Source organism: Lysinibacillus sp. NPDC056232, assembly GCF_042267565.1.
In the GTDB taxonomy this organism is placed as follows: domain Bacteria; phylum Bacillota; class Bacilli; order Bacillales_A; family Planococcaceae; genus Lysinibacillus.
In genome coordinates this window covers 97,929-111,484 of sequence record NZ_JBHJTF010000007.1, presented here as the reverse complement: position 1 = coordinate 111,484, position 13,556 = coordinate 97,929, and the positions used below count along the sequence as shown (strand labels likewise).

At 36.5% G+C, this 13,556-nt stretch carries 16 protein-coding genes; 5 read left to right on the top strand and 11 right to left on the bottom strand.

Annotated features, from left to right (window positions below; all coding sequences use genetic code 11):
• Positions 1 to 92: 92 nt before the first annotated feature.
• Together rsmD and ACFCYJ_RS07890 are read right to left on the bottom strand one after the other, a co-directional pair.
• Positions 93 to 668, bottom strand: a complete 576-nt coding sequence (rsmD, locus tag ACFCYJ_RS07895) for a 16S rRNA (guanine(966)-N(2))-methyltransferase RsmD (RefSeq protein WP_376073198.1) — start codon at positions 666 to 668, stop codon at positions 93 to 95.
• 297 nt (positions 669 to 965) lie between these two features.
• Entirely contained in the window at positions 966 to 2,393 is a 1,428-nt protein-coding gene (locus tag ACFCYJ_RS07890) for an RNA polymerase II (RefSeq protein ID WP_376073000.1), read from the bottom strand.
• Positions 2,394 to 2,449: 56 nt separating this feature from the next.
• On the opposite strand from ACFCYJ_RS07890, the gene ACFCYJ_RS07885 reads away from it, so the two are divergent.
• Positions 2,450 to 2,839 (top strand): DUF7147 family protein, encoded by a 390-nt coding sequence (locus tag ACFCYJ_RS07885; RefSeq protein WP_376072997.1) that lies wholly within the window; start codon positions 2,450 to 2,452, stop codon positions 2,837 to 2,839.
• 2 nt (positions 2,840 to 2,841) lie between these two features.
• On the opposite strand, the gene ACFCYJ_RS07880 is transcribed toward ACFCYJ_RS07885, so the two are convergent.
• Positions 2,842 to 3,114: a YlbG family protein gene (locus tag ACFCYJ_RS07880; RefSeq protein WP_376072994.1), complete on the bottom strand. Its 273-nt coding sequence runs from the start codon at positions 3,112 to 3,114 to the stop codon at positions 2,842 to 2,844.
• Between the two features lie 219 nt (positions 3,115 to 3,333).
• On the opposite strand from ACFCYJ_RS07880, the gene ACFCYJ_RS07875 reads away from it, so the two are divergent.
• Positions 3,334 to 4,233 (top strand): glycerophosphodiester phosphodiesterase family protein, encoded by a 900-nt coding sequence (locus ACFCYJ_RS07875; protein WP_376072991.1) that lies wholly within the window; start codon positions 3,334 to 3,336, stop codon positions 4,231 to 4,233.
• 90 nt (positions 4,234 to 4,323) lie between these two features.
• Here the strand turns inward: ACFCYJ_RS07875 and ACFCYJ_RS07870 are convergent, their stop codons facing one another.
• From ACFCYJ_RS07870 to ACFCYJ_RS07855, 4 genes are all read right to left on the bottom strand, one after another.
• Positions 4,324 to 4,788, bottom strand: coding sequence for a DinB family protein (locus ACFCYJ_RS07870; protein ID WP_376072988.1), 465 nt, complete (start codon positions 4,786 to 4,788; stop codon positions 4,324 to 4,326).
• Positions 4,789 to 4,898: 110 nt separating this feature from the next.
• Positions 4,899 to 5,951, bottom strand: coding sequence for a tartrate dehydrogenase (locus ACFCYJ_RS07865; protein ID WP_376072985.1), 1,053 nt, complete (start codon positions 5,949 to 5,951; stop codon positions 4,899 to 4,901).
• Positions 5,952 to 5,992: 41 nt separating this feature from the next.
• Complete coding sequence (locus ACFCYJ_RS07860) at positions 5,993 to 6,232, bottom strand: hypothetical protein (protein ID WP_376072982.1); 240 nt, start codon at positions 6,230 to 6,232, stop codon at positions 5,993 to 5,995.
• 226 nt (positions 6,233 to 6,458) lie between these two features.
• Complete coding sequence (locus ACFCYJ_RS07855) at positions 6,459 to 6,905, bottom strand: YlbF/YmcA family competence regulator (protein WP_376072979.1); 447 nt, start codon at positions 6,903 to 6,905, stop codon at positions 6,459 to 6,461.
• 87 nt (positions 6,906 to 6,992) lie between these two features.
• Here ACFCYJ_RS07855 and ACFCYJ_RS07850 point away from each other — a divergent pair, with 87 nt between their 5' ends.
• The gene (locus ACFCYJ_RS07850; RefSeq protein ID WP_376072976.1) at positions 6,993 to 7,493 is read left to right on the top strand and encodes a PaaI family thioesterase; all 501 of its coding nucleotides are present in this window, start codon (positions 6,993 to 6,995) and stop codon (positions 7,491 to 7,493) included.
• Here the strand turns inward: ACFCYJ_RS07850 and ACFCYJ_RS07845 are convergent.
• Both ACFCYJ_RS07845 and ACFCYJ_RS07840 read right to left on the bottom strand, forming a co-directional pair.
• Entirely contained in the window at positions 7,474 to 8,949 is a 1,476-nt protein-coding gene (locus ACFCYJ_RS07845; RefSeq protein WP_376072973.1) for a UDP-N-acetylmuramoyl-L-alanyl-D-glutamate--2,6-diaminopimelate ligase, read from the bottom strand. The genes ACFCYJ_RS07850 and ACFCYJ_RS07845 overlap by 20 nt on opposite strands.
• Positions 8,950 to 9,118: 169 nt before the next feature.
• Positions 9,119 to 10,240: a CAP domain-containing protein gene (locus ACFCYJ_RS07840; protein WP_376072970.1), complete on the bottom strand. Its 1,122-nt coding sequence runs from the start codon at positions 10,238 to 10,240 to the stop codon at positions 9,119 to 9,121.
• Positions 10,241 to 10,388: 148 nt separating this feature from the next.
• On the opposite strand from ACFCYJ_RS07840, the gene ACFCYJ_RS07835 reads away from it, so the two are divergent.
• Positions 10,389 to 10,754: a YugN family protein gene (locus tag ACFCYJ_RS07835; RefSeq protein ID WP_376072967.1), complete on the top strand. Its 366-nt coding sequence runs from the start codon at positions 10,389 to 10,391 to the stop codon at positions 10,752 to 10,754.
• Between the two features lie 202 nt (positions 10,755 to 10,956).
• Positions 10,957 to 12,021 carry a sporulation integral membrane protein YtvI gene (gene ytvI / locus ACFCYJ_RS07830; protein WP_376072964.1) on the top strand — a complete coding sequence of 355 codons (1,065 nt, stop codon included), beginning with the start codon at positions 10,957 to 10,959 and terminating at the stop codon, positions 12,019 to 12,021.
• A gap of 74 nt (positions 12,022 to 12,095) precedes the next feature.
• Here ytvI and ACFCYJ_RS07825 read toward each other — a convergent pair whose 3' ends face one another.
• Positions 12,096 to 12,557, bottom strand: coding sequence for a DUF420 domain-containing protein (locus ACFCYJ_RS07825; protein ID WP_376072961.1), 462 nt, complete (start codon positions 12,555 to 12,557; stop codon positions 12,096 to 12,098).
• 34 nt (positions 12,558 to 12,591) lie between these two features.
• Positions 12,592 to 13,521 carry a cytochrome c oxidase assembly factor CtaG gene (gene ctaG, locus ACFCYJ_RS07820; RefSeq protein ID WP_376072958.1) on the bottom strand — a complete coding sequence of 310 codons (930 nt, stop codon included), beginning with the start codon at positions 13,519 to 13,521 and terminating at the stop codon, positions 12,592 to 12,594.
• Between the last annotated feature and the right edge of the window lie 35 nt (positions 13,522 to 13,556).

The following is a 13,556-nucleotide window of genomic DNA, read 5'->3' as shown; positions in this document are numbered from 1 at the left end:
TTCTTTTGCATAACGATCCATTTCACCTTGGTAGCAAGATGTTGGCCACTCTGGCATTTTCACTGGTTGTGAAGTTCTTAGCCTGAGTTTCTCTATTCAGTGGGTATTGGGACACCCAAAGAATGAAGATAAACGGATATAATCGTTCCGCCATATGTTTCTTGTCTTTTTAATACAAAGTCCCCAAACCTCTGTGGTAATTCTACTTCTTTTGCATGCTCACATAAAATAGCACCATCATGTTGAATTTTATCATTGTCGACAAGAATCTGCACTAAGTCATAATATTCTTTGTGATGATACGGCGGGTCTAAAAATGCTAATTTAAACGTAATATCACGTTTTAATAGCGCTTTCACCGCACGCTTCGCATCTATACGAAATAGCTCAGAACAATCCTCGTAACGACATTTCTTTATGTTTTCCTGTAGTACTTGGAACGCCTTTGCATCCTTTTCAATAAAAACGGCGTGCTCAGCTCCTCTACTTAAAGATTCGATACCTAAGCCACCGCTCCCCGCAAATAAATCGAGCGCTATACCTCCATCAAAGAATGGACCAATAATATTAAATATGGATTCCTTAACTTTATCAGTTGTAGGTCTCGTCGTATTCCCCACAATCGCCTTCAGTGGCATCCCTTTACGTTCTCCTGCTACAACTCTCATAGGCAAATCACCGTACTTTCTTATTGCATATAACAATTTCGCCTTGGCGTAATTGTTATTGTTTATTGTTGTTGTTGTTGCTGTCGCTTCGCTTTCGCACAGATAAAACATTGTTGCTGTCGCTTCGCTTTCGCACAGATAAAACATTGTTGCTGTCGCTTCGCTTTCGCACAGATAAATTGCCACAGGACGTGGCGTTCTTAGACTGAGTTCCTTTATGTCAGCGGGTGTTTAGCACCCGCTGAAAGAAGTTAAAAGTATTTTTGCAGCGAAAGACGAACCTCCGCTGCAAAAAATTTATTCTTGTTCTTGTGTTAACATCTTGATATTGATACGACCATCACTTTTTTGTAATTCTACTAAAAATAATCGTTGTAGCCAAGCTTCTTCAACATAATAATGATTGGCAATTTTAATGATTGGTTCTGAAATAGTAGAATATCTACGTTGATTAAATACATAAAATCCAGGCTCTTTCGGGAATCGGAAGGTGCGATTATCATTATTGATATAATATCCATTTTTACCTTCGCCAACAGTATATCCTAGATATGGCAACAATGTATCAGCAGTATACAAAACTTGTCCTTCATTAAGAATCACTTGAACATCATCTCTCAAAGCGTCATTAACGTAAACATTTCGATCATCCTCAAATAAAAGTGGATATGTGCCATTTTCTTGGGCAGCATTCAACTTAAAATAAGACGTTTTTGCATCTAATACCTTTGATAAAAGATCGTCCATTGATGCAGGGGAAATCTGCTCTTCACCTAGCTTATCCAAAGCTTCCTGCCATGCCGACTCTTGATTTGCTGTCATATATTCTTTTAACGTCTTCACGATTTTCTTTGCTTTATCTGAACCAATCGTATCCTTCACTAAATAGGATGCCACAACTTCCGGCAACCATGTTGGTGAATCTTCAAACTTATATTGTGACTTTATTTGTGACATGATAACTTCCTGTTCAACTGCTTGTTCAGTTAGCTCAGGCAAAAATAAGAGTCGATCATCATGTTCTTTTACTGGATTCTTTTCTTGAATAATAGCAACGTGTTGATCATTCAAAAACTTGGCGTTTTCCAATGATTTCAAGAAATCCTTCGAAATAGCTCCCTGGGCATAAATAGATAACACAGGGGTTTGCTCTTGTACTTTTAAATTACCCTTTTGCCAATAAATATCACGAACTGTACCATATCCACTAAACATTGTATAGTTAACAAGTGATAATTTTTGCTGACCTACTAAAGGCAATCCCGTGATCCACTGACCAACAATTTTACTATCAGTTGAAATATGTACTACTGAATAAGATGCTTCACCATTCGTTAATGTAGCGAAAACATTTTGGATGAGCATTTTATCTTTTAAGCCACCCTCAATCGGAATTATGTATGAAACAGATTGTGATTTAGTCTCTCCTTTTTTAAAATAGGAGACTTCTTTTGATAAGCGCTCACAGCTTTTTTCGTTATCGATAAAGCAACTAGGATTTACTGCATCTTCCGGCCACTTTATTTTCACTTTTTGGTTGGGTAAATTTTTAAAATGTTGACGAATATCTAAGCTATTTTCTCGATAGACAATTTCTATCTCTTGTGAAAAAAGGAATTCGCCATTGCCTGTTTCTAAATCAGACGAATAAGCATGGTACTGAAAAAATAATGTTCCGGTAATGATTAGTGCTAAAATGGAAAAAAAACTCATTGCAAATTTCATGTGCTTGACCTCCCGCAGCATGATACTATGTGTATTGGAAAGGATGTGCAATTTTTATGCCACAACAATTTATAGAATTAGGTGAGGGCTATGGTGATGTTTATGAGCTACTTGAAATAGTGAGAACCAATCAAGATCGCTTCCACCAAGCCTTTATACTAACATCCACTAAAGAAGAAAAAAAGGTTGCCTCTTTAGCAGTCGCTTTAAAACCAGTCGGTGAAAGTAAATTCATGCCGATTTATATTTGTCGAGAAGGCATCCCTTATAATGAAGAGCAGCCTTCACAGCGACAAAAAATATTTGAAGAAAGTATTAAACGACTAGATAGAAAAGCGGTTGTTGTAGAAATAAAGCACTCTTCTATATTTTCGGAACCAAAACTATTTTATCAATACTTAATTGGAATAATGAGACTTCATCACTATATTCCAGCGTTGACATAATATTATAGACCTGCTTTATAGTCATATTCTTTCGCTTTATCTGGTTTTGCATTTTCAAACTCAGTTTTAACAAATGGACGATAAGACTTTACAACGTTTTTCACGAATGGAAGGCGTTGTAGTTTTGTTGTCAGTGATTCAATTTCTTCTCGCTCGCAATAAAGCACTACATATTTTTGCCTCCGAGAAATATAAAGAACATGACCATATTTTCGAAGAGACTTCGCATGTTTTAATTGATGGACGTATACGATTAGTCCTTGTCGTTCGTTCATAGTATTCCCCTCATTTCTTATATAAAAGAATACCATAGACCGGAAAATGATAGCAACAGAGTTTAGCTGACAGAACGCTCAATTTTCCGTTATAATGGAAAAGCATACAACGTTGACTAAGAGTTTTACCATTCACTTATGCAAGTTATTAGAATACTAATTTAAGTTAGAACTTCTCGCTCACTATTTATATTATTTTAATTGTTAAGGAGGACGAATATGGGTAAGAAAACAAAGATTGCGCTTGCAATCGCAGCGGCAAGTGCAGCTGCTTGGGCAGGTAGTAAAGCTATTTCAAAACCTCAACAACGAGAAGGTAAACAAGCATTACAATTTGATCACCCAATTATTCTCGCACATCGTGGCGGTGCTCATTTAGCACCTGAGCATACAATGCCTGCTTTTGAAAATGCCGTGCAGTTAGGTGTTAACGGCTTTGAAATAGATATTCGCTTAACCAAAGATGAGGAAATTATCGTTTTCCATGATGATACTGTTGATCGCACAACAGATGGCTATGGACTTGTTGCAGACATGACTTTAGCAGAAATAAATGCATTAAACCACGGTTATCAATTTGAAGATTTGGATGGGGAATTTCCTTATCGAGATGAAAAAATAGACGTTGTAACTTTACGTGAACTACTAGAATCTTATCCAAATATGTTAGTAAATATTGATATTAAAGATGCACCAGATACGTATGAAGGAAGTTTAATGCCTTCTAAACTATGGCGTTTAATTGAAGAGCTTGGTGCTGAGAATCGAGTAGTTGTCACAAGCTTTTACGGTGAACAGATCGATCGCTTTAATTTATATGCGCAAAATCAAGTAGCACTCGGTGCGGGTGAATCAGATGTTCGTAAAGCATTCGCTTCTTTCTCAAGTCAATTCGGACATTTATATCATCCAAAGGTAGATGTATTCCAAATACCACCTAAATCAGGAGTAATTACTCTAGATTCTCCGAAGTTTATCCAGTTTTTAAGCAATTTAAATATCCCTGTTCATTATTGGACTATCAATGACATAGCAACAATGAATAAATTAATTCACAACGGTGCAAAAGGTATTGTTACAGATCGACCTGATATTGCTGTAGAATTACTACAAAAATAAGAAAATGGAATGAAGCTTAACTTCCATTTTAAATTAGGTTAACACATTGATTGGTAAGGGCTACTTTCTAACAGCCCTTACCTTTTGTTTTTATATTTTATTAAATTTTCTACCTATAAAATTAGCAGGTACTGGGGATAAATTTAATTCTCTCGCCCACACAGAAAGCTGCCCAATATGATGAATTTCATGTGCAATAATATGGTGTAAAATTTCGTTTTTTGTATAAGTATTTGTATCCCAAGAAACCTTTACAATCTCACCGCTAACATTCGCATTATGCTTCAAAAATTCAATAATTTCCTCACGTAATTCAATTGAGAGATTTTTTATCTTTTCAAGCTTTTCACATTCACGAAAATCAAATATTCTGTCTCTTTCACCTTTTATGCCACGAATCCAGCTATATTCAACATCAATAATATGAAACAGAGTATACAGAATACTACCTACTCCACCACTTCGCTTCTGCAACAATTCCTCTATACTTAGCTGATTACACCACTCAAACCATTCGTCTCTTACTTGCCAGTTATACTCAAAGAATTTGATCATTTAGCCCTTCACCCCTCAGATTTTTTCAGCGAATTTCATCCCGCATTAACGCCCAGCGAAAACTAATAAACAGCAGGGCTAAGAAAACCCCCACTGTTTAAAATTCCACTTTATTGTAAATGATGCAATACCGCATCCGTTACATCACGTAATGTCGCTGTTCCTCCCAAATCACCTGTTTTAATACCTTGTGCCAATGTTGCTTCCATTGCATTCAGCACTTTTGTACCAAGCTCATGATAGCCTAAAAAATCAAGCATCATTTTACCTGTCCAAATTTGTCCAAGCGGATTTGCTATCCCTTGTCCTGCAATGTCAGGAGCAGAGCCATGGACTGGTTCAAACATAGATGGATATTGTCGCTCTATATTTAAATTTGCAGCTGGAGCAATTCCGATACTTCCCATAATTGCACCACCTAAGTCAGTTAAAATATCCCCAAATAAATTTGATGCAACAATTACATCAAAGTTTTCTGGCTTCATCACTAAAAAGGCAGCTAAAGCATCAATATGATTAGATACTTGTCCTATGTCCTCATAATCTTTACCTACTTGCGCAAATACTTCATCCCAAAAAGGCATACTGTATGTAATTCCATTAGATTTTGTGGCACTTGTAACATGCTGGTGTCGAGTTTTCGCCATTTCAAATGCATATCGCATTGCACGCTCTGTTCCCTTCCTCGTAAAAATAGCATTTTGGATAGCAACTTCATCCTGTCCACTATGTATTCTGCCACCACTCTCAGCATACTCTCCTTCTGAGTTTTCACGTACAACTACAAAATCAAAGCCATTTGGGTTACGTAAAGGTGAAGGCAAACCTTGAAGTAGCTTTGCCGGACGCACATTAATAGATTGCTTCATCTCGCGGCGGATTTTAATAAGTAGCCCCCATAATGAAATGTGATCTGGTACTAAATCAGGCATGCCTACAGCGCCTAAAAAGATTTGATCATAACCTTTTAAAATTTCAATACCATTATCAGGCATCATTTTACCTGTCTCTAAATAATAATCACAGCCCCATGGGAATGTTGTCCATTCAAATTGAAAGCTGCCATCTAATTGGGCGGCTTTATTCAGCACTTCTATCGCCGCTGGTACAACCTCTTTACCAATCCCATCTCCTGGTACAACGGCAATTCGATAAGTCTTCATCTGTTAATCCTCCTATAATTTCTATATTGCCTATTCAATTACTATACAATTTTTCTGCCATGATTACATCCTGATGTTTTATGGCTGTCACTACAGTAGCATAGTAACCAATTATGCCTCGGCATAATTGCGTCCGGAGGCTTTGTGCCAACGTGATGTTGGTCACTCAGTCGTGTGTTGTTGTTGTTGCTGTCGCTTCGCTTTCGCACAGATAAAACCATGTTGCTGTCGCTTCGCTTTCGCACAGTTAAAACCGTGTTGCTGTCGCTTCGCTTTCGCACAGATAAATTGCCACAGGACGTGGCGTTCTTAGACTGAGTTTCTATAATTCAGCGGATGATGTTTGGACACCCGCTTAAAAGTGGCTTAAAACCGCATTCAGGTGGGAGACTTCTGTAGCTGACGCTTTGCTTTCGCTACTAAAATAATTGCTGAAAGAAATTAAAAAAGACTATATACAAACTCACTCGAGTTTTGTATACAGTCTAAGAAAAAGTATTACCTTGTTTATGCAGAGCAAGAGCAAGAACCGCCTGAGCCACATCCTCCACCACATGAAGAACCTGAGGAAAAGAACGGATTACTTACAGGAACTTTTACCGCTTCAGAAACAGTTTTTCCTATAAGTAAGCTTATTTGGTCAAGCAAATCTTGAAAATCGTTCTCGGCAATTTTTAAAGCCGAAACCTTTTCATTTAAATCGAGTGCGCGCTTTTGCTGACGAATCGATTTCATAATTGTATGATAGTCCGGATGGTATTTTCCGAAACGTTGTACATCTTCGTACTGCTCTTTCATGCGATTAAATGCGTAAATATCTTCCACCAATTGGACGTCACTATACACATCATCATACGCTTGTTGCAGCGCTTTCGCAGGCTCAGAGGAAAGAATCATCTCGCAAAGCGCATCGGCCTCATCCAAAATGATTGCCCAGTCAGAGGTTATCATCATTTTTAATTCCCCCAATCTCTTTCCCATCATAACAGATTTTATGGTAATTTTACATTAATGATATTTTTAAATGAAGGAGTTTTTAAATTGGTACCATCATCTAAAGAACAAATAGAACAATTACTTGCAGAGATTTTACAACATAATACAGCTGAAGATGAGGAAGTATTACTACATTTATTGTCTGGACTTCGCGATAAACAACAAGGTATTCACCGACGTTATATTAATGCTGCCTTACATATGGTTGGCAAATTTGAACCCGAAGTTAGTGAAGTTCGTATTCCCATTACACCCGTTATCCATAATACCATTAAGGTACCACACGGTGGGATTATTGCAACCATTGCAGATGCCGCAATGGGCGGACTTGCTTCGCGTTCGGTGCCAGAAGGCTTTAATGTTGTCACAACAAATATGAATATCTCTTATATTGCTACAACAACCAACAAGGAACTAATCGCTCGTGGACGTTTCGTACATAAAGGGCGCCAGACACTTGTGATGGAATGTGATATCGAGGATGAGACTGGACGAAGACTTGCTATTGCGACTGGTTCTTTCTTTGTTATTCAACGCCGTCCTTAGACATAAGATTTAAAAAGTAATCTCGAATACATTGTTGATCGGAAAAAGGGAATTTTTGATTTTTTATTTGTTGGGTCTGTTCATGCCCTTTTCCGGCAACAAGTACAATATCGCCTTTTTCTGCCTTTGTTAGTGCTTGATGAATAGCAACTTTTCGGTCTAGATAGATTTCATAATATTGCTGCTCAGTAAATCCAGCAATAATACTTTCATTAATTAAAATAGGGTCTTCATCACGTGGATTATCAGTTGTTAAAAAAATGACATCCGCATACTTACTAGCTACTGCTCCCATCGCAAAACGTTTCGCTTTATCTCGATTTCCCCCACAGCTAAATACAAGGTAAAGGGTTTTGGATCGATCCAAAGTTTGCAAAACAGCCTGTAATGCCTCTGCAGTATGTGCGTAATCTACGTACACCTCAACCCCAAATGGATTGTCTATTTTCTCAAGCCTTCCTTCAGGTAGCCTTAGCAACCACATATGCTCCGCTAAATCTTCAATTGAAAAACCTAGGCGCCATAAAGTCATTAACGCAGCTACAGCATTTTGCACATGATATTTACCGATAAAAGGGATTTCCACAATATGCTCGCTCGATGACGTTTGTAAACAAAGTACCGTTTTTCCAATTGATTCACTGACAATTTGGATATGTAAATCATTATGATTATCAAAACCGAATGAGCAGGATTTTTTCTTATCATAAATACCGACGGAACGGCAAAAATTATCATCCCCATTTAGCACTAGCTTTTTCGACAAATCTGCCAACCTTTTTTTCGCACGCTTATATGCCTCAAGTCCTCCGTGATCTTCTAAATGGTCCTCTGTTAAATTTAAAAAAACACCACAATCGATATCACAATGATCAAGTCTATGTTGCTGTAAGCCCATTGACGAAGCTTCTAAAACAACATGTGTAACACCATTTCGTACACATTGCTTTAAAATTGGATGTAACTCTTTTGCCTGTAATGTCGTTAATTGCTCATGCACTGATTGTTGTTTCTGTTCATTGATGAAAAATCCTACAGTTCCAATAACTGCAACGTTTTTATGTAGGGCTCTTAGCAATTGGCTCACAAAATGACTTACTGTTGTTTTACCATTTGTACCTGTAATCGCAATGACGGTTAATGCTTCCGCCGGAAACGCTGAAAGCTTTGCACTCGCATACGATAAAAATAGGGATGTATTTGGAACCCAAACAAAAGGAATATTTTGATCAGTAATAGGTAGTGAAATACTTTCCTCTGATACTATAGCGGCTGCACCCCGAGCTAATGCTTCTTTTACAAAACGACTTCCCGATGTTTTCTTACCCTTACGTACAATGAAAATATCCCCGGGTTTTACTGCCTGAGCATAATCCTCAACACCTGTAATATTTGTGCGAATAGATCCTCCAGTTACACTACACGGCCAGTCTTTTAATAGCTCAGCTAATTGCAAGCTTCATTCCCCCTTTCGGTTCTCTATCATATGATGGCGTATATAACGGTGTGACGAAAATTGTAGGTGGTCATTGTGCTTTTCTTTTTCGCATCAAATAAAAAGACTGAAGATAAACTTGATTTTGCCAAGTTTATCTTCAGTCTTTGATTTCTATATTTTCCCGCATTTATCGTGATGATTCATCAATATTTTCTACTTGTTCCTCAGAGTCTTTATTCTCACTATCCAGCTCCTGAGAAGAAGATTCTAACAATATTTGCGTATAATAGTTTAAAAATACGCCAGATCCCACTGTAGTATATAGATCATTTAAAATGACTTTTCGATGCTCAGATGAATTAAGCCAGCCATGCATTGCTTCGATCGCATCAAAATAATCAGTCGCAAGATTTTCATTCGCCTCACTATATTCGATTCCCTGTGTTTCTAATCTCTTTTTTAAATCTCCATTTGTTGGTGATTCATGACCAAGGAAATTTTGAACCTTCATATCTTCACTATGCACTTTTGCAACTTCTTCTATTGATTCATCAATAGTTAATGGATATAAATCATGTTGAACTCTTGTTACATTTATTAAATCGTCAAGCTGTGCAGCACTTGCTTCATTAATTTCCTTCTGTAAAAAAGAAGAAGGTGGTGTTGGTATAACTAGCTCGCCTTGATAAGTCATTTCATAAGGTTGATGAAGAACAAGTGTTTTACTATTAGTAAAGCGTACTCCTTGTAGCTCACCCGTTTCTCTATCGAGATAGAGTTGTGCAAAAAGCCCATCGAATTTCACAAGTAATCGTGTCTGCATATCTTCTTCACTCATCGAGAAAACGAAAATATTTTTATCAACATTCGCCGTGACTTCATAATCAATGATAGTCATTCGGTATATATCATCGCGCTTCTGACCAACCTTAAAAGGAGAAGCATCTAAATCTTCACCAGCTATATAAACTTGTGTAACAATATTATTTTCAACGCCTACCATAAAAAATTTGGAAGCATTTGCATTATAGATCCACCAATCATACCCAAAGGATGATGGTTCCTTTCGAACTGGTTCACCATATTTATCCGAAACTTCCTTTATTCCTTTACCGATTAATGTCGACATCCCACTTTTCGGACGTGGCATTGCCCCCATTTCAGGTTGCTTTAACTCGGTTTTGGGAATGATATTTGAATTGGCATTCGGACCTTTTAGTGGCTCGTTTTCACGTGGTGTATTAAAAAACATAAAGCCAATCAACGCAATTGCAGCACATGCCATAAAAATGCGAAATAAAGCTTTCATACATGACTCCTTCTTATCACGATTATTCTAAAATTATTATATCAATTGTAGTTGGGTTGACACAATGTTGTCATTGCAACAATGTCGAATATGCTCTATTATAAAAATGAGCGTATACTTTGTACGAGAACCTAAAGGAGGATTAGAGATGTATTTTGAAAATACTAACCTTGAAAATTTAACAGCTGATCAAGAACTTATTGTAAGCGTCATGAAAAAAAATGGTTTAGAATGTGATGGCGGCTGGGACTACGAACGTATGACATTTGATAAGCGTTTCGATACTCGTGAGGGACGTTATTACCTACGTGTATTCTCATATGCTAAATCAGGTGATGTTGGTGCACACGATGCAATCCTAACATTAATGAAACCAGCACTTGGTAAGTACTACTATCCACACGGCGTTGAGTATGGTGATGATGAAGTTTATCCAGCTCATCTTGTAAAAAAATGTGAAGAAATCTTAAAAAAAGTTAAATTAGACTTACAAGCTTTTGAAATTCATGCATAATTTTAGATAGTTATTTCACGGTGCATACATGTCGGTTAAACATCGAAATCATTTTATTATTTTATCAGGTAACAGTAACGGCAATAGCATGCAGTGCAATAGCTAAACTAAAAAGACTGGTGGTCCAGTCTTTTTTATTTTGAGTAAAAATTTTATTTCTTCTCATACTAACTATATCTTTTACATGATGTAGGTGAGATAAATGTTACAATTTTTCAAACACCCCTTTTTTCGCCATCCGATAATCGTTATTGCGATCGGAGTTGCAATTCTCTGGTTTATATCCCTGTCATTCCCCATACTGCTTGCCTACGTAACTGCATTATTATTGGAACCTGTCATCATACGAATTAGTAAACGGTTCCGAAAAAAACGTAAAATAGTCGCATCCATTTTTTTTATGTTCTTTTCAAGTGTGACATTATTATTATGTATTCTCATCATATTTATAAGCTGGAAACAATTTTCAATATTTATCATTGATATTCCAGAGTATCTCAATCAGCTATCAGCACTATGGATTCAAATACAATCCAAGCTTTCCAACTATACCTATCATTTACCCTTAGATCTTGTTATACAAATTCAACTTATGATAGCACGGGCTCTATCTTCAATCGAGAAATATGCTCTTTCTTTAACAAATGTGAATGTTTGGTCATCTTTACTTACGTATATGTCCTCACGTTTGTTTGATATTTTTGTTTATTGGATTGTGTTATATATGTTTCTTTTAGAATTACCGAATATTAACCGTAAAATATTAGCACCTATTCCGTTCCACTACCACCAAAAAATACTATTTATTGGACAGCGTGTGAAACTTGCTTTATTTGGTTTTGTGAAAGCACAATTTTTAGTTGGTGTTTGTATTTTCGCTATAGCTTTTGGAACCTTTTATTTTCTTAAAACACCATTCCCACTTATTTTATCACTCTTACTAGTCATTTTAGATTTCATTCCCTTTTTAGACTCATTTATTTTGCTTCTTCCTTGGGCAATATACAAAGCCTTTACAGGTGAATATATCTATGCTGTTATGTTAGTCGTACTAACGATCGTACAATTTTTAGTTCGACGTATGATTGAGCCTAGAGTTATTGGAAATAAGGTTGGGCTCTCCTCACTAACAACTTTTATTGCAATGTTTATCGGTTTTGAAATATTTGGATTTTCCGGCATTTTAATTGGTCCTTTACTCGTTGTTGTTGTTCTTTCCCTATTTAATCAAACATCTATAAAAAATCTCCCTCCTTCTCAAAAATAAGGAGGGAGATTTTATATTCTATTATGCCTTGGCATAATTGCGTCAGCGAATGTTTGGACACCCACTGAAAGAAGTTAAAAGCCTAAAATAGCTTTAATGACAGATGTTGTTTCACCTGGTTCAAACATTACATATAGTAACATGTATACTAAAACTCCGGTAATAGCTACGAAAAACCAAATAATACTTGTGATCGGTCCAATACGACGGTGAAGCTTAAGATTAGTCTTCAAACCAGAGATGATACTAACAATACCAAATACTGCTCCAGTTGTCGCAAGCGTAATATGGAAAATTAAGAAAAATGTATAATATGGCTTTAAATCTTCTCCTCCACCAAACGCCGTGTTACCAATAAAGACTGTACGTGAAGCGTAAATAATAAAGAAGATAAGTGCTGCAACTCCTGCTGCAAGCATTACTTTTTTATGAGCTTCTACTTTCTTTTTTATAATTAAGCCCCAACCAATAGCTACAAGTACAGCACTAATAACGATGAATGTTGTACTTATAGTAGGCAAAATTTGCAATTCCATTGACAAAACCCCTTATACAAATTAAAGTTTCTTTTTATAACTGATGTTGATGTTGGCTTTCCCATTTCTTTTGATGTTCTTTTAACGCATCAGCAGTAATTTTATCAGGATCCTTTTGTTCTGAACGATACCATTTAATAAAGATTGCTCCTAGTAATACACCAAAAATAAGCTCTTGTAAAATCTTCATTAATACACCGCCTAGTTGCTGATCGGCAACAGCTGACATATTTGTAAAGAGCTCTGGTCCGGAAAGAGATAAACTAGATAATGTGGAAACTGGTACACAAAGTTCCATTGCCTTTAGCCATGCATCACCATTTGTATATGTTTCATACATAGCGTTTGGTGCAAAAATTATTAACGCACACGCAGGTGTAATTAATACCGCATTAGCAATGATATAGCCTAATTTATACAAAGGTTTCATTTGCGGACGATTAGGCATCTTTTGAATCAAAGGCCAGTACATTAAAACTGCAGAAACAAATAATACAAACGTATATGTACCATGTAAAGTTTCGTTTAATTTAATGTAGTCTAATACTGCAGGTAAGTGGTAAAAAGAAAATAAACCAATAAACACAAATACCGCAACGACAGGGATTGTAAATGTTTTAAATAATGATCTAACTACCGGTGCTTCAATCGCAACTTTCCATACCCACCAAGGAATCCCCTTAATTAAGAAAATCGGTACAAGTAACAATAAAATAGCCATTTGCACCATATGCATCGTAAACATAATGTGCGCCATTAAATCTATTGGAGATCCTTTAATAATATAAATCGTTACCATTGCCAGTACAAAATAAATAGCCTCTTCCTTTTTCAAAGGCTCACTTACTTTAAAATCCTTGCGCCACTTTGTTGTGACTAGAAAATAGATGAGTGTTATAAAAACAAGAACCCCTATTAAGTATGGGCTCCATAAAGCTTGGAAACCAAATATACTAAGTGGCATACAGAACGCACTCCTTTAACTTCAGTACTCCTATT

What these genes read in the sequence shown, in the direction of transcription:
- ACFCYJ_RS07880 (WP_376072994.1), bottom strand. Translation starts at nt 3,114, where the DNA reads ATGAACGAACGACAAGGACTAATCGTATACGTCCATCAATTAAAACAT.
- ACFCYJ_RS07875 (WP_376072991.1), top strand. Translation starts at nt 3,334, where the DNA reads ATGGGTAAGAAAACAAAGATTGCGCTTGCAATCGCAGCGGCAAGTGCA.
- ACFCYJ_RS07835 (WP_376072967.1), top strand. Translation starts at nt 10,389, where the DNA reads ATGTATTTTGAAAATACTAACCTTGAAAATTTAACAGCTGATCAAGAA.
- ytvI (WP_376072964.1), top strand. Translation starts at nt 10,957, where the DNA reads ATGTTACAATTTTTCAAACACCCCTTTTTTCGCCATCCGATAATCGTT.
- ACFCYJ_RS07825 (WP_376072961.1), bottom strand. Translation starts at nt 12,557, where the DNA reads ATGGAATTGCAAATTTTGCCTACTATAAGTACAACATTCATCGTTATT.
- ACFCYJ_RS07870 (WP_376072988.1), bottom strand. Translation starts at nt 4,788, where the DNA reads ATGATCAAATTCTTTGAGTATAACTGGCAAGTAAGAGACGAATGGTTT.
- ACFCYJ_RS07840 (WP_376072970.1), bottom strand. Translation starts at nt 10,240, where the DNA reads ATGAAAGCTTTATTTCGCATTTTTATGGCATGTGCTGCAATTGCGTTG.
- ACFCYJ_RS07890 (WP_376073000.1), bottom strand. Translation starts at nt 2,393, where the DNA reads ATGAAATTTGCAATGAGTTTTTTTTCCATTTTAGCACTAATCATTACC.
- ctaG (WP_376072958.1), bottom strand. Translation starts at nt 13,521, where the DNA reads ATGCCACTTAGTATATTTGGTTTCCAAGCTTTATGGAGCCCATACTTA.
- rsmD (WP_376073198.1), bottom strand. Translation starts at nt 668, where the DNA reads ATGAGAGTTGTAGCAGGAGAACGTAAAGGGATGCCACTGAAGGCGATT.
- ACFCYJ_RS07855 (WP_376072979.1), bottom strand. Translation starts at nt 6,905, where the DNA reads ATGATGATAACCTCTGACTGGGCAATCATTTTGGATGAGGCCGATGCG.
- ACFCYJ_RS07865 (WP_376072985.1), bottom strand. Translation starts at nt 5,951, where the DNA reads ATGAAGACTTATCGAATTGCCGTTGTACCAGGAGATGGGATTGGTAAA.
- ACFCYJ_RS07885 (WP_376072997.1), top strand. Translation starts at nt 2,450, where the DNA reads ATGCCACAACAATTTATAGAATTAGGTGAGGGCTATGGTGATGTTTAT.